Below are 15,045 nucleotides of genomic sequence, written 5' to 3' on the forward strand. Positions count from 1 at the left end.
CTGCCGACATGGCCCCCCCGATCGCGCTCCCGGAGACCTTCGCCCGCGCGGTCGCCGGGCTGCGGTCGCCGGCACCCCGACCGGAGATCACCCTCGAGGAGGTCGGCGCTCCCCAGCGGCTCGCGCCGTTCACGTTCGCGCTCTCCGCGACGGTGCTGCGCGACGGCGACGAGGTGGCCACCGGCCGGCTGATCCTCCTGCACGATCCGGCCGGGCACGAGGCCTGGCAGGGCACGCTGCGACTGGTCACCTACGTGACGGCGGAGTTGGAGGTCGACCTCGCCGCCGACCCGCTGCTCCCCGGGGTCGGCTGGACGTGGCTGACCGACGCCCTCGACACCCAGGACGCGGGTCACCGGGCGATCGGCGGGACGGTCACCCAGACCATGTCGACCCGGTTCGGCGACCTCGCCGGGCCACCGACGGCCGGCGACATCGAGATCCGCGCCTCCTGGACGCCCGTCGACGACGACCTCGCCCCCCACCTGCTCGGCTGGTGCGCCCTGCTCGCCTCGACGGCCGGCCTGCCCCCACCCGGGGTCACCGCCCTGGCCGACCGCCGTCCGGCCGCCACCGCCTGAAACCCCGGCGGCGGCCGGCACAGCGGATCAGAGGTAGTTCTCCGCCTCGTCGCACACCTTGTCGAGGCCCTTCATCGCCGCGTCGTACGCGCCCTTGTTCCCCGCCGCCGCCGCACCCAGCGCGGTGGTCAGCTTGTCCAGGCAGCTCGCGATGACCTTCTTCTGCCGGGCCTGCTCGTCGCGGTCGTTGCGGGTGCCGGTCAGATCCTGCTCGGTGTTGTCGAGCTTGTCCTGCATGGCCTGCAGATCGGTCTTGAGCTTCCCGATCTCGGTGGTGTTGGCCGCGATCGTCCCGTCGCGCTGGCTGACCTGACCGGTGAGGCGCTTCTCGGTCCGGTTCAGCTCGTTGTTCTTGGTCACGAACAGCCCGGTCATCACCCCGCTGAGCACGAAGAGCAGCGCGGCCACCAGGGCCAGCACCAGCACCGCGCGACCCCGCCGCGGAGCCGCGGCAGCGCCGTACGGCACCATCCCGGGCGGGCCCGACATGGGCTGCCCGTACGCCGGGCCGGAGACCGGCGGCGCGGACATCGGCTGCCCGTATGCCGGACCGGAGACCGGCGGCGCGGACATCGGCTGGCCGTACGCCGGACCGGAGACCGGCGGCGCGGACATCGGCTGGCCGGCGTAGGGCGGGGCGCTGGCCGGGTAGCCCGGCGTCTGCGGGGTGCCGTACTGCGTGGGCGCGGCGGCACCGTACTGCGGCGCGGCCTGACCCGGCCCGTACTGCTGCGGCGGTGCCGTCTGACCCGGCCCGTACTGCTGCGGCGGCGTGGGCTGGCCCGGCGCGTACTGCTGCGGCGCGGGCTGCCCGGCCGGGTACCGCACGGTCGGGTCGGTGCCGGCCGCGTGCTGCACCGTCGCGTCGGGGTCGGGCGCGTGCTGCACCGTCGCGTCGGGGTCGGGCGAGCCGGCCGGCGGAGTCGGGGTGGCGGGCGGGAGACCCTCCGGCCCGGTCGGTGGCTGGGACATGTTCTTCCTCCAGGTGAGCAGGTCCTCCGCCGGTAGGCGCGACGGACCAGGTGCAGCGGCGGGATCGTCCGGGACCGAGGACCCGGATGGGTCGGGGACGGCCGGGGAGGCCGTCAGGCGCGAGCGGCCGGGGAGGCCGTCGGTGGCGGGAGCGGCCGGGCGGCCGTGGGTGGCGCGAGCGGCTGGGGCCGCAGGTCAGCAGATCTTGAAACCGTCGCAGGCGACCTTGATCGGGATGGCGAGCCCGATGCCCTCGGCGTCACGAGCCTTGGCGGTGGCGATGCCGACCACCTGCTTGCTGCCGTTGATCACCGGGCCGCCGGAGTTGCCGGGGTTGATCGGGGCGTCGAACTGGATGGCCGGTCCGGAGCCGCCCTGCGCGGCGCGCAACGCGCTCACCACACCGGTCGTGACGCTGTCCTCCAGGCCGAGCGGAGCACCGACGACGATGATCTGCTGCCCGGACTTCACGGCGCTGGGTGCGGTGACCAGGCCGGCGAACTTGCCGGTCGCCCGCAGGTGCGCCACGTCGTTGGCCTTGTCGACCTTGACGATGGTGGCCGGGAAGCGCTGGTCCGTGCGCTCCAGGAAGACCTGCCGGCCGCCGCTCTCCCAGATCGACTCGACCACGTGGAAGTTGGTGAACAGGTTCGTGCCGCCACCGGCGGCCGGCTTGCCCACCGCGAACGCGGTGCCGGTGAACTGGCCGGCCCGCACCCGGAAGACGCTGGGCAGCACGGCGCTGGCCACCGCCTCGGGGTTGAACGCCGCCCCGGCCTGCTTCTCCAGCGCGTCCGTGCGCTGTTCCAGGCCGTCGAGGCGGGTGCCGTCGCCGTCCTGGGCCTGGGCCAGCCGGCGGTCGGTGGCGGCGAGCCGGTCGCCGAGCCGGTCGAGCTGGTACGCCTGCAGGCCGGCCACGGCGGCCAGCGCGACGACGAGCAGCACGGCGAGCACCACTGGCCAGCGACGCCGGGTGGGTCGCGCAGGCGGGGTGACGCCCGGCCAGCCGGGCTGACCGGGGTGACCCGCGGTCGGGAACGGCGGTGCGCTGGCCAGGTCACCGGCGGGCGGATAGCCGCCGGCGCCGTAGGACGTGGGAGCGCCCGGGGCGTACGGTCCGGCGCCGTACGGCACCGGACCTGCCGCGTACGGCGCTGGCCCAGGTGCGTACGGCGCGGCCGTGCTGTGTCCAGCGGCGGGGCCCGGCGCAGCGGCCGTGGTGTGCGGGCCGGCCGGCACGGGCCCCTGGGGCGCCGCGCCCCACTGGCCGGCGTTGGGTGGGGCCGCCCAGCCGGCACGGGGGGCCGGGACGGCGGCGGAGGGCTCGACCCCGGGGCCCGGTGCACCGGCCCAGGTGGCGCCGACCTCCGGGTGCGGTTCGATGCGCGGCGGCAGGGGGCCCGGCCGTTCGGCCGCCCGCCCGCTCACGTCGTCAGGCTCGGCGCCCGTTGGCCGTGCGTCCCCCGCACCGAAGCCAGCCGTCATGATCGTCTTGCCCTTCCCCGTGGTCGTGCGCTTGCGGCCACGGCCCAGGATCACCCGAGCGGGGCCGGCGGCTCGATGGACCGTACCTGCGCGAACGGGCTTTGTCTCCCCCAATGTCCGGCATCCGAAGGGACACCTTGCGGACACCTGACCGACACACGCCGGACCGGCTGCACACGCCGGATCACGGCGCGCACTAGGGTTGGCAGGTGACCGACGAACCACCCCTGCGCCGTCGGCCCACCGAAGAACTCCCGGGACACGCACCCCAGCACCCGCCGTCGGCCCAGCCGCAGCCGGCGGGCGAGGGGCCCGACCCGACCGACGGTGGGCCCGTTCCGCTGACCGCCCCCCGCGACGGCACCCCTGATCCGGTGACCACCCCGGCCGAGCTCGCCGAGGTCGTGGCCCGGTTCGCAGCGGGCACCGGCCCGGTTGCCCTGGACGCCGAGCGCGCTTCGGGGTACCGCTACAGCCAGCGCGCGTACCTGGTGCAGCTGCGCCGCGAGGGCGCCGGCACAGCGCTGATCGACCCGCTGCCGCTGCCCGACCTCAGCACGCTGGACGCGGTGATCGGCGAGGCCGAGTGGGTGCTCCACGCGGCCAGTCAGGATCTACCCTGCCTGGCCGAGGTGGGGCTGCGTCCGCGCCGGCTCTTCGACACGGAACTGGCCGCTCGGCTGGCCGGGTTCGAGCGGGTCGGCCTGGCCGCGCTGACCGAGCAGCTACTCGGATTCACCCTGGAGAAGCATCACTCGGCGGCCGACTGGTCGAGTCGGCCACTGCCCGAGTCGTGGCTGACCTACGCCGCGCTCGACGTGGAGATGCTCACCGACCTCCGCGACGCGCTCGACGCCGAGCTGGCCCGGCAGGGCAAGTCGGCCTGGGCCGCGGAGGAGTTCGCCGCCCTGGTCCGGACCGGCGCCCGGCCGCCCCGGGTCCGCGCGGAACCGTGGCGGCGCACGTCGGGCATCCACCGTGTGCGCGGGGCGCGGGCCCAGGCCCGGGTCCGCTCGTTGTGGTACGCCCGGGACCAGATCGCGGCCCGACGGGACGCCGCGCCCGGCCGGGTGCTGCCGGACTCGGCCATCGTCGCCGCGGCCGAGCTGGACCCGAAGGACGAGAAGACGCTGCTGACGCTGCCCGGCTTCGGGGGGCGGTCGGTCCGTCGGCTGGCCCGTACCTGGCTGGCCGCGCTCGACGACGCCCGGGAGCTGCCGGACGACGCGCTTCCGGTCATCCCGGCGGTGGAGGGCCCACCACCACCGCACCGGTGGGCCGAGCGGGACCCGGTGGCGGCCGGTCGCCTGGCCCGCTGCCGGGAGGCGGTGGTCCGCATCGCGGGCGAGCACAACCTGCCCCCGGAAAATCTGATCACCCCGGATTCGGTACGCCGTCTGGCGTGGAGCCCGCCGGAGGAGGTCATCGAGGACACGGTGGCGGAGTCCCTGCGCGGCTTCAACGCCCGCGAGTGGCAGATCGCCCTGCTGACCCCCGACCTGACCCAGGCCCTGGCCCCCAACCCCATCCCCTGACCTGCCCCCGCTCTCTGGTGTGGGGTGTGCCACAGCGGGGGGCGGGCGGCAGGTTGGTTACTGGCGAGTAGCATCCGGGGTAACGTGCCCGTTCGGCTAGGAGGCTCAAGTGCCCCGTGAAGTTCGGGATGTCGTCTTCGTCGACGGCGTCCGTACCCCGTTCGGCAAGGCGGGTGGCATGTACGCCAACACCCGCGCCGACGACCTGGTGATCCGCTGTATCCGTGAACTGCTGCGCCGCAACCCGCAGCTGCCGCCGGAGCGGGTCGAGGAGGTCGCCATCGCGGCCACCACCCAGATCGGTGACCAGGGCCTCACCATCGGCCGTACCGCAGCGCTGCTGGCCGGTCTGCCCAAGACCGTTCCCGGCTTCGCGATCGACCGGATGTGCGCCGGCGCGATGACCGCCGTGACCACCGTCGCGAGTGGCATCGCCATGGGCGCGTACGACGTCGCCATCGCCGGTGGCGTCGAGCACATGGGCCGCCACCCGATGGGTGAGGGCGTCGACCCCAACCCGCGCATCATCGCGGAGAAGCTGGTGGACCCGTCGGCGCTGGTCATGGGCGCCACCGCGGAGAACCTGCACGACCTGGTCCCGCACATCACCAAGGAGCGCACCGACGCGTTCGCGCTCGCCTCGCAGCAGAAGACGGCGAAGGCGTACGCCAACGGCAAGCTCCAGGACGACCTGGTGCCGGTGGCCATCCGCGACGCCGAGGGCGGCTGGGGTCTGGCCGGAGTGGACGAGGCCCCCCGCGACACGTCGCTGGAGAAGCTGGCCACCCTGAAGACCCCGTTCCGCCCGCACGGCAAGGTCACCGCGGGCAACGCGGCGGGCCTGAACGACGGCGCCACCGCGAGCCTGCTCGCCGACGAGGCAACCGCCCGCGAGCTGGGCCTGCCGGTCGCCATGCGGCTGGTGTCGTTCGGTTTCGTCGGGGTGGAGCCGGAGGTGATGGGCGTCGGCCCGATCCCGTCGACGGAGAAGGCCCTGCGCCTGGCCGGCCTGACCATCGACGACATCGGACTGTTCGAGCTGAACGAGGCGTTCGCCGTGCAGGTGCTCGCCTTCCTCGACCACTTCGGCATCGCCGACGACGACCCGCGGGTCAACCCGTGGGGCGGCGCCATCGCCATCGGCCACCCCCTCGCCTCGTCCGGCGTACGGCTGATGACCCAGCTGGCCCGCCAGTTCGCCGAGCACCCCGAGGTCCGCTACGGCGTCACGGCGATGTGCATCGGCATCGGCATGGGCGGCACGGTCATCTGGGAGAACCCGCACTGGACGGAGGGCGACAAGTGAAGGCGCCGAACGAGGTCGTCACCAGGGCACTGCTGCGCTCGGTGACCGTACCGGGGCTGGACCGACCCGCCGCCCTGATCACCCTGGACAACGGCTTCGACCACACCAAGCCGAACACCTTCGGCCCGGCCGGTCTGACCAGCCTGGACGAGGCCATCACGGCCGCGCTCGCCGCCGACCCGGCGTTCATCGCGGTCACCGGCAAGCCGTACATCTTCTGTGTGGGCGCAGACATCGTCGGCCTGCCGCAGCTCGCCGACCGCGCGCAGGCGCTGGAGATCGGCCGGCTCGGCCACCGGGTCTTCGCCCGGCTCAAGGACAGCACCGTGCCCACGTTCGCGTTCGTCAACGGCGCGGCCATGGGCGGCGGCCTGGAGCTGGCGCTGCACTGTCACTACCGGACGCTCTCCGGCGGCGCGGCGGCGCTCGCCCTGCCCGAGGTCTCCCTCGGTCTGGTGCCCGGCTGGGGCGGCACCCAACTGCTGCCGAACCTGATCGGCATCCCCGCCGCCACGCAGGTGATCATCCAGAACCCGCTCATGCAGAACAAGATGCTCAAGCCGAAGCAGGCCGCCGAGCTGGGCATCGCGGACGTGCTGCTGGAGCCGGCCGACTTCCTGGAGCGGTCGCTCGAATGGGCCGCCGGCGTGGTGCGCGGTCAGGTCACCGTGACCCGGCCCGAGGTCGACAAGGACATGTGGGCGGGCGTGCTCTACTTCGCCCGGGAGACGCTGAACCAGCGGCTGCACGGCGCGGTCCCGGCCGCGTACAAGGCGCTCGACCTGTTGGAGACGGCGAAGGACGGCGACTTCGCCGCCGGCACCGCCGCCGAGGACGAGGCCCTCGCGGACCTGGTCTTCTCCGAGGAGCTGCGCAGCGGCCTGTACGCCTTCGACCTCGTGCAGCGGCGGGCCAAGCGGCCGGCCGGCGCACCGGACAAGGGCCTGGCCCGCCCGGTCACCAAGGTCGGCATCGTCGGCGCCGGCCTGATGGCCAGCCAGTTGGCGCTGCTGTTCGCCCGCCGCCTCCAGGTGCCGGTCGTCATGAGCGACCTGGACCAGGCCCGGGTGGACAAGGGCGTCGGCTACGTGCACACCCAGATCGAGAAGGCCGTCACCAAGGGCCGGATGGACAAGGGCACCGCCGCCAAGCTGTACGGCCTGGTCAGCGGCACGGTCGACAAGGGCGCCTTCGCGGACGCCGACTTCGTCATCGAGGCGGTCTTCGAGGACCTGGGCGTCAAGAAGCAGGTCTGGGCCGAGCTGGAGAAGATCGTCTCCCCGGAGGCGGTGCTCGCCACCAACACCAGCTCGCTGTCCATCACCGAGATGGCGGCGGAGCTGGAGCACCCGGAGCGGGTGGTCGGCTTCCACTTCTTCAACCCGGTGGCCGTGCTGCCGCTGCTGGAGATCGTCCGGGGCGAGCGCACCGACGACGCCACCCTCGCCACCGCGTTCGCGGTCGGCAAGCAGCTCAAGAAGTCGAGCGTGCTGGTCAAGGACGCCCCGGCGTTCGTGGTGAACCGGCTGCTCACCCGCTTCCTGGGCACCGTCTTCGCGGCCGTCGACGCCGGCACGCCGCTGGACGTGGCGAACAGCGCACTGGACCCGCTGGGCCTGCCGATGCGCCCGCTCGCCCTGCTCCAGCTCGTCGGGCCGGCCGTGGCGTACCACGTGGGCGGTACCCTGCACGAGGCGTTCCCGGACCGGTTCGGGGTCAGCGAGAACCTCAAGCGGATCGCCGACTCGGGCCAGCCGATCGTGGTCGACGACCAGATCAACGACGAGGTGGCCAAGCTGCTCGTCGTCGGTGACCGGCCGCTGACCGCCGAGCAGGTACGCCAGAACGCGCTCGACGCGCTCGCGCAGGAGATCCGGCTGATGCTGGACGAGGGCGTGGTCGCCGAGGCGCAGGACATCGACCTGTGCATGATCCTGGGTGCCGGTTGGCCGTTCCACCTGGGCGGCGTCACGCCGTACCTGGACCGGACCGGCACCAGCGAGCGGGTCACCGGCCGGCGGTTCCTGCCGCTCGGAGCGGCGAGCCTGCCCGCCTGACACGACCCCAGCACCACCGTCGCGGTGGCCGGACCGTCCCTCGTGGACCGGGCCGGCCACCGCGCTCGTTGGCGACCGGCCCGGGAGCGCGCGGGACCTGCGCGGGGGCCACGCTGGGGCGATCGCCGGGTTACGATCACGCGCTTTGCACACCCATCCTGGAGCTGACTGATGTCCCAGCCGCCGGCCAACCCCTTCGGCCCGCCGCACGATTCCCCTCCCCCGCCGCAGCAGCCGGGCCAGCCGGCCGTGCCGCAGCAGCCGGGCCAGCCGCAGCAGCCCGGCGGTTGGCCGCCGCCGCAGCAGCAGGGCTTCCCGCCGGCTCAGCCGGGGCAGCCGTACGGCGACCCGAACCAGTTCGGCGGCCCGCCACCGGCGAAGAAGTCGAACGTCGGCAAGATCATCCTGATCGTGCTGGCCGTGGTGCTCGTGCTCTGCCTCGGCGGCGCGGCGATCACCTGGTTCGCGGTCAAGGACGAGGTGGGCGACGTCGTCGACGCCACCAAGACCCGGGTGGTCGCGCCGGCCACCCTCGCCGGCCGGGCGAAGAACACCGACCCGCAGTTGCAGACGATCGCCGACCAGATGGTCACCGAGATGAAGACCGAGGTGCAGAACGAGACAAGCACGATCGGCGCGTTCTACGGCGACCCGGCCAAGCAGGACCTGATCATGATCACGGCGGTGTCCGGCGTGATGGCCGACCCGAAGAAGGAGCTGGACGAGGCCGTCACCGGGCTGTCCAGCGAGCTGTCGGTGACCAACATGGCGGTGGTCGAGGCGGGCCCGCTGGGCGGTGACGCGCGCTGCGGCGACGGCAAGACCGAGGGCGTGCCGCTCGGCGTCTGCGTCTGGGCCGACCGGGGCAGCGTGGGCCTGGTGGTCATGTACTTCAAGTCGGCCGAGGAGACGAAGGCCGAGTTCGTCACCATCCGGGGCCAGATCGAGCAGCGCTCCTGACCCGTGCACGACCGGGACCCCGGCCACCTCACGGTGACCGGGGCCCCGCCGTACGTCACGGACCGCTCAGGCTCCGGCCACCGGGAAGTACGCGTTCAACTTGCTCCGCAGGTGGGCCGCGTAGATGAAGCCGAGCGCCGGATTGCCGCGGTACGCGCTGGCCGTGCCGCTGCCGGCGTCCACCGCCACCGGACGGGCCACCGCGGCGAACTTCATCTGCTGGCCCCCCTGCGCCCACGCCGAGGCCGCCGGCTCGACCTGAGTGCCGACCAGGGCGGGGAACACGGCCACGCCGTTCTGAAAGCCACGCAGCTGCCCCTTGCGGGCCAACACGTAGTCCATCGCCGTGGCGGTGAACCTCTGCAGGGCGTCCGCCGTGACCAGCGTCGTCGGCGCGGCCACCGTGAACAGGTGCAGCTTGGTCGCCATCCACCGCATCCTGAAGTCGCCCCGGTAGCCGATCAGCACCGGTACGCCGCCCCAGTCCTCGGTCCGCACCTCGCAGCCGTCGGCCCGAAGCCGCTCGCCGGTCGCGGTGAGGTACGCCTGCACCGGCTCGGTCGCCGTCGTGTCCATATCTGCCCACACATCCTTCATCTGGCTGCTGTGGTCGCTCATCCAACACCACGCCAACCTGTTACGCCGTCCCGTGGATCACGGCGACGCGACAGGATCCCCGGCGGCCGTCTCCAGCGCCTGGACCGGCTCGACGTCACCCGTCGCCGCGACGCCCGCCGGTGACGCGGCCCGCTCGGCCGCGCTGCGCAGCACGCAGAACTCGTTGCCCTCCGGGTCGGCGAGCACCACCCAGCCGGAGCCGTCCGGCCGGATCTGGTCCGCGACGTGCACCGCGCCGATGCCGAGCAGCCGCTCGACCTCGTCGGCCCGCGACCGGTCGGCCGGCTCCAGGTCCAGGTGCAGTCGGTTCTTCACCGCCTTGCCCTCGGGCACGGCGATGAACAGCACCTCCGGCCCGCCCGGCGGCAGGAGCATCGCCTCCGGGTCGCCTGGGAAGTCGTCGGGCTGCCGGGGGCAGTCGAAGACCTGCGACCAGAAACCGGCCAGGGCGTACGTGTCGCGGCAGTCGAAGCTGATGTTGTGGATCGTGGAACTCACGGTTGGTCCTCCACAGTGGTGATGGCGACACGTTCCCCGGCGCTGCGCAGCACGCAGAACTCGTTGCCCTCCGGGTCGGCCAGCACCGCCCAACCCGTCCCGTCGGCATGCCGCCGGTCGGCGACCATCGTGGCGCCGAGGCCGAGCACCCGCTCGATCTCCTCGTCGCGGATTACCGCCTCCGGATCACCCGGGACGTCCTCGCTGTGCCGGGCGTAGCCGAGCACCGCCGACCAGAAGCCGGCCAGGGAGTACGTGTCGTGGCAGTCGAAACTGATGTTGCGGATCCGTGGATACACGGGTGGTCCCTCCATGCTCGGATGGGGACGCTCCGCTGCCCGGGGTCAGCCGGCGACGACCCGGGGTGCGGAGCCCTGACTGGTGGACATCGACGTACCCCCCTTCGCCTCCGAGCTGACGGCGTGATCTTGCCACCGGCCGAGCGCCGTGTGCAACCCCGTTCAGCCGGTGGTGGTCACCGCACCGGTCACCGCCGGGGCGTCCGCGGTCGGCAGGGTGACCGTCACCTCCAGGCCGCCGCCGGGCTGGGCGATCACCCGGACGGTGCCGCCGTGCGCCTGGCAGACCGCCCGGACGATGGACAGGCCCAGGCCGGAGCCGCGCGCCCCGGTGCGTTCCCGGCCACCGCGCCGGAACGGCTCGAACAGTCCGGGCACGTCGGCCTGGTCGACCTCGAAACCGGTGTTGCCCACCACCAGCCACGAGCGGTCGCCGTCGGTGCCGGTACGCACCCAGAGCCGACCGTGCAGGTGGTTGTAGCGGACCGCGTTCTCGATCAGGTTGCCGGCCAGCCGGTCGAGCAACCCCGGATCGCCGACCACCGGCGCGGATTCCAGCGACGTCTGCACGCGCAGGCCGATCCGCTCCACCTCGCGGCGCATCGCCGACAGCGCGTTGGCGGTGCCCGTCGCGAGGTCGCACTCGGTACGCCGGCCCAGCCGCCGCCCGGCCTGCGCCTCGCTGCGGGCCAGCACCAGCAGCGCGTCCACCAGGCTGTTCGCCCGCTCCGAGGCGTCCCGGACGACGGTCGCCATCCGGCGGTACTCGGCGGCGTCCGCGTCGTCGTCGCTGAGCGTCACGTCGATCTCGGTCCGCATGACGGCGAGCGGGGTCCGCAGCTCGTGCGAGGCGTTGGCCACGAAGCGCTTCTGCGCCTCGAACGCGGACGCGATCCGGTCCAGCATCGCGTCGAACGTCTTGGCCAGCTCGGCGACCTCGTCGTCCGCGCCCGAGTAGCCGATCCGCTGGTCCAGCGTCGCCTCGCCGAGCCGCTGGGCGGTCGCGGTCACCTGGTGCAGGGGCCGCAGGGCGCGGCCGGCCACGGCGTACGCGCCGGCCACCCCGACCACGCTGATCGCCAACAACGCGACCAGGCCCTTGGCCAGCAGCTCCCCGGAGGCGGCGTCGACCAGCTCCCGCTGCCACTGGGCGGCGTCCATCCGCCCACCGTCGGAGAGCAGCACCGTCGTGCCGGGCAGCAGCTCGTCGGTGGGCCGCAGCGCGTCACGGACCAGCAGCCAGGCCAGCAGCACCAGGATCGCGCCCGCGCCGACCAGCAGCACCCCGTTGAGCAGCGTCAGCCGCAACCGCAGAGTGGGTCGCAACCGCCCCGGCCGGCTCACGGCAGGACCTCGGCCGTGCGGTAGCCGGCCCCCACCACCGTCTCGATCAACGGCGGGTCGCCGAGCTTTCGACGCAGCGTCATGACGGTCACCCGGACGATTGTGGTGAACGGGTCGGTGTTGGCGTCCCACACCCGCTCCAACAGCTCCTCGCTGGACACCACCGCGCCCCGGGCCTTGAGCAGCTCACTGAGCACTCCGAACTCCTTGTTCGTCAGGTCCATCGGCACACCGGCGCGGGTGGCGACCCGGCGGGCCGGGTCCAGCACCAGGTCCGCCAGTTCGAGCACCGGCGGCGCGGCCGGGGTGGCCCGCCGGCCCAGTGCCTGCACCCGGGCGACCAACTCGTCGAACGCGAACGGCTTGGGCAGGTAGTCGTCCGCCCCGAGCTGCAACCCCTCCACCCGGTCGGCCACGGTGCCGCTCGCGGTCAGCATCAGCACCCGGGTCAGCGCCCCGGAGGCGGCGAGGTCGGCGCAGATCTGGTCGCCGTGCACGCCGGGCAGGTCGCGGTCGAGCACCACCACGTCGTACCGGGTGACGAACGCCGCCTCGTGGCCGGCGTCGCCGTCGTACGCCACGTCCACCGCCATGCCCCGCTTGCGCAATCCACGCGCGATCGCGTCGGCGAGGTTGCGTTCGTCCTCCACCACCAGTACCCGCATCCCGGCCTCCTCGCTGCTGACCACCGACAACCTAGTGCCGGCGGGCAACAATCCTCCCTCGCCGCCCGCACCGACCCGGCGGTGGTCAGCCAGGCAACCGCCACAGCCCGTACGCGCTGTCTCGGCGCCGGCAGAGCAGTCGCCCGGTGAGGGCCTGACAGTCCCCGGTCGCGTCCCGCAACACGTCCAGCATCCGTGCCCGGCCACCGGCGACGTCCAGCTCGGCGACGAGCAGGCCCCCGTCGGGATGGCGGCGTACGCCGATCAGCGGGTCGCCGAGGGCGAACCGGGCCAGCTCCCACCGACCCAGCTCGGCCAGCACCCGGCCGGTCGGTGGGTCGAGCACGACGAGTTCCTCCGCGCCCGGCCCGGCGCTGCTCACCGTGGTGGCCACCAGCCGACCGGCGTAGGGCCAGACCCACCCCCAGCGGTCGCTCCCCCAGAGGTCCCGACCGGTGGCGGTGTCGAGCGCCCGCAGCCCGCCGGAGCGGGTCTGCACGCAGATGACGACGCCGCAGCCCGACGCGTACAGCGCCTCGCCGGCGGGCACACGCCACCGCTGGCGCAGGTCGTCGAGCCCGTACGCGGTGATCGTGGCCGACGGACCGCCAATGGTGAGCAGCAGGTCGTCCGCCAGTTGCACGGACAGGCTGGACCCACCGCCGGAGGCGCCCAGGTCGGTGCGGGCCAGCACCGCGCCGGTGGTCGCGTCGCGGACCTCGGTCGACCCGCGCAGGCGGACGACGACCACGCGGTCCACCCCGTGCTCGCCGTCGTGAAAGACGAACTCACCGCCGGGGCTGATCGGCACCTGCCAGCGCACGGTCCCGCAGCACGGGTCGACCCCGCGCAGGGTGCCCAGCTGGTCGTCGCTGCCGGCGGACCACATGAGGATGTTGCCGTCGGGAAGCGCGGCGGGGTTGCCGGGCTGCTGCCAGCGGTACGCCCCGGTCCGGCGGTCCAGCGCCATCGTGAGCGTCCCCTGACTGTCCGGGCCGACCTCGTGGCCGGTGACCAGCAGCGTCTCGCCCTGCTGCGCGACTCCCCAGTACCGGCCCTCGGTCGGCAACGGCACCTGCCAGGCCGGCTCGCCGCCGGGCAGCCAGGTGGCGGTGATCCGCCGCTGCCCCGTGCGGCCGAGCGGCTCGACGAGGACGAAGAGGTCGTCGGAGACCAGCGCGTCGGCGCCGAGCTCGGCCTGCACCGTCACCACCTCGCGCCGGTGCAACGGCCCCGAACCGGCGAGGCCGGCGAGCACCAGCAGCAGGACCAGCGCGCAGCGCAGGGACCGCTGCCGGGCCAGCGGCGGGCGGGGCAGCCGGACGGTGTCGGGGTCCGGCCCGTGCCGCAGCTCCCCGAGATCGATCACCGGACCGGTCACCGGGGCAACCGCCACAGCGCGGTCGAGCCGTCGAGGCGGCGGCAGAGCAGGACGGGCAGCGCCGCCTGGCACCCACCGACCACGCCCGGCAGCACGTCCAGGATCCGCGTCCGACCGGCGGTGAGGTCCAGCTCGGCGACGACGAGCCGGCCGTCGGGCGTCGGGCGTACGCCGACCAGCGGGTCGTCGCGGCGTAGCTGGTCCACCAGCTGCCACCGGCCCAGCTCAGCGCGTTCCCGCCCGGTCTGCGCGTCCCGCACCGCGTACCGTTGCTCGGGCGCGGCCACCAGCAACATGTCCCGCCGGACGTCGACCAACGTGTCCGGCCCCGGGTCCGACCAGCGAACGGCGCCGGTGGCGGGGTCGATGGTCTGGATGGCGCCGGTCTGCTGGACCGTGCAGAGCAGGTCCGCACACGGGACCGCCCAGGCCACCAGCGGCACCGACGACGTCCACACCCGGTCCAGTCCGGGCAGCCGGAAGGCGACCAGCCCGGTGCTGCCGGGCGGGACGAGCAGCACGAGGTCGTCCACGACCTGCACCCGCTGGAACGCCGACCGGGCACCGGGCAACGTGTCGACGCTGCGCAGCAGGTCGCCGCTGCCGGCGTCGTACACCTGCAGCTCACCGGTCGGCTGGACGAACACGATCTGGTCGACCTGACCCGCCGGCCCGTGGTAGTCGGGGCTGCCGGACGGGATGGGCACCGACCAGAGCACCCGGCCGGTGTCGGGCACCACCCGGCTCACCGTGCCCGGCCCGTCGCCCAGGTCGTTCGCGAGGAGCAGGCCCCCGTCGGCCGTTCGCCTGGCGATTCCCGGCTGGCGCCAGCGCCGCTGGCCCGTCCCGGCGTCGAAGGCGGTGGTCTCCAGCACCCCGTTCGCGGTGCTGGCACCCACCGCCAGCAGCATCCCGCGGTCGCCCCAGACCGCCAGGAAGTCGCCGCTGCGTTCCAGCGGTGCGCGCCACCGGCGCCGCACGCTGTCCCCGCCCCTCGGCCCGGGACGGCCGTAGGCGGTCAGGTACCGGTCGCCGATGGGAGTCGACGTGTCGACCACGACGATGGCGTCCTCGGTGAGGTACACCGAGGCGCCCGGCGAGGCCGGCACCGACGTCACGATCCGTTGCCGCACCGGGGTCGCGCTGGCCAGCGTGACGAGGGCCAGCAGCAGCACCGCCGCGCTGCGCAGCCGACGGCCGGCGGCGCGCGGTCGGCGGGCCGTCGCCCGCGACTCGGGCTCGTCCCGGACCTCGCCCAGCTCGATGATCGACAACGGCCGTCCCTCCATCGCCGGTCGGGTCGGCCGGGGGCGGCCCCGGCAAACCGGCCGTGGGCGTACCGGC

General features: G+C 73.8%; 14 protein-coding genes. 5 read left to right on the top strand and 9 right to left on the bottom strand.

Annotation, left to right across the window (positions count from 1 at the left end; genetic code table 11):
• Positions 1 to 8 precede the first annotated feature (8 nt).
• Positions 9 to 581: a DUF3000 domain-containing protein gene (locus tag ABZU53_RS05115; RefSeq protein ID WP_266250991.1), complete on the top strand. Its 573-nt coding sequence runs from the start codon at positions 9 to 11 to the stop codon at positions 579 to 581.
• Positions 582 to 608: 27 nt separating this feature from the next.
• On the opposite strand, the gene ABZU53_RS05120 is transcribed toward ABZU53_RS05115, so the two are convergent.
• On the bottom strand, positions 609 to 1,553 hold the full coding sequence (locus ABZU53_RS05120; protein ID WP_355063963.1) for a hypothetical protein: 945 nt from the start codon (positions 1,551 to 1,553) through the stop codon (positions 609 to 611).
• A 195-nt stretch (positions 1,554 to 1,748) separates the two neighbouring features.
• On the bottom strand, positions 1,749 to 3,038 hold the full coding sequence (locus ABZU53_RS05125; RefSeq protein WP_355063965.1) for a trypsin-like peptidase domain-containing protein: 1,290 nt from the start codon (positions 3,036 to 3,038) through the stop codon (positions 1,749 to 1,751).
• A gap of 209 nt (positions 3,039 to 3,247) precedes the next feature.
• On the opposite strand from ABZU53_RS05125, the gene ABZU53_RS05130 reads away from it, so the two are divergent.
• From ABZU53_RS05130 to ABZU53_RS05145, 4 genes are all read left to right on the top strand, one after another.
• Positions 3,248 to 4,573 (top strand): ribonuclease D, encoded by a 1,326-nt coding sequence (locus tag ABZU53_RS05130; protein ID WP_354858146.1) that lies wholly within the window; start codon positions 3,248 to 3,250, stop codon positions 4,571 to 4,573.
• Between the two features lie 109 nt (positions 4,574 to 4,682).
• A complete protein-coding gene (locus tag ABZU53_RS05135) occupies positions 4,683 to 5,879 on the top strand; it encodes a thiolase family protein (RefSeq protein ID WP_355063967.1) in 1,197 nt (398 codons plus the stop codon).
• Positions 5,876 to 7,936, top strand: a complete 2,061-nt coding sequence (locus ABZU53_RS05140; protein WP_355063969.1) for a 3-hydroxyacyl-CoA dehydrogenase NAD-binding domain-containing protein — start codon at positions 5,876 to 5,878, stop codon at positions 7,934 to 7,936. The genes ABZU53_RS05135 and ABZU53_RS05140 overlap by 4 nt, the downstream gene beginning before the upstream one ends.
• Before the next feature lie 171 nt (positions 7,937 to 8,107).
• Positions 8,108 to 8,896 (top strand): hypothetical protein, encoded by a 789-nt coding sequence (locus ABZU53_RS05145; RefSeq protein ID WP_355063970.1) that lies wholly within the window; start codon positions 8,108 to 8,110, stop codon positions 8,894 to 8,896.
• Positions 8,897 to 8,962: 66 nt separating this feature from the next.
• Here the strand turns inward: ABZU53_RS05145 and ABZU53_RS05150 are convergent, their stop codons facing one another.
• The 7 genes from ABZU53_RS05150 to ABZU53_RS05180 all read right to left on the bottom strand — a co-directional run bounded on the left by ABZU53_RS05150 (position 8,963) and on the right by ABZU53_RS05180 (position 14,975).
• A complete protein-coding gene (locus ABZU53_RS05150; protein ID WP_354858154.1) occupies positions 8,963 to 9,514 on the bottom strand; it encodes a levansucrase in 552 nt (183 codons plus the stop codon).
• Positions 9,515 to 9,550: 36 nt separating this feature from the next.
• Positions 9,551 to 10,012 carry a VOC family protein gene (locus tag ABZU53_RS05155; RefSeq protein WP_355063972.1) on the bottom strand — a complete coding sequence of 154 codons (462 nt, stop codon included), beginning with the start codon at positions 10,010 to 10,012 and terminating at the stop codon, positions 9,551 to 9,553.
• Positions 10,009 to 10,311 (bottom strand): VOC family protein, encoded by a 303-nt coding sequence (locus ABZU53_RS05160; RefSeq protein ID WP_355064051.1) that lies wholly within the window; start codon positions 10,309 to 10,311, stop codon positions 10,009 to 10,011. The genes ABZU53_RS05155 and ABZU53_RS05160 overlap by 4 nt, the downstream gene beginning before the upstream one ends.
• A 162-nt stretch (positions 10,312 to 10,473) precedes the next feature.
• Positions 10,474 to 11,655, bottom strand: coding sequence for a HAMP domain-containing sensor histidine kinase (locus ABZU53_RS05165; RefSeq protein WP_354858158.1), 1,182 nt, complete (start codon positions 11,653 to 11,655; stop codon positions 10,474 to 10,476).
• Positions 11,652 to 12,320 carry a response regulator transcription factor gene (locus ABZU53_RS05170; protein WP_039907546.1) on the bottom strand — a complete coding sequence of 223 codons (669 nt, stop codon included), beginning with the start codon at positions 12,318 to 12,320 and terminating at the stop codon, positions 11,652 to 11,654. The genes ABZU53_RS05165 and ABZU53_RS05170 overlap by 4 nt, the downstream gene beginning before the upstream one ends.
• Before the next feature lie 85 nt (positions 12,321 to 12,405).
• Positions 12,406 to 13,701, bottom strand: a complete 1,296-nt coding sequence (locus ABZU53_RS05175) for a PQQ-binding-like beta-propeller repeat protein (protein WP_355063974.1) — start codon at positions 13,699 to 13,701, stop codon at positions 12,406 to 12,408.
• Entirely contained in the window at positions 13,698 to 14,975 is a 1,278-nt protein-coding gene (locus tag ABZU53_RS05180; RefSeq protein WP_355063975.1) for a PQQ-binding-like beta-propeller repeat protein, read from the bottom strand. Before ABZU53_RS05180 ends, ABZU53_RS05175 begins: the two co-directional genes overlap by 4 nt.
• Between the last annotated feature and the right edge of the window lie 70 nt (positions 14,976 to 15,045).

The sequence above is a fragment of the Micromonospora sp. NPDC005194 genome (genome assembly GCF_040608335.1).
Classification (GTDB): Bacteria; Actinomycetota; Actinomycetes; order Mycobacteriales; family Micromonosporaceae; genus Micromonospora.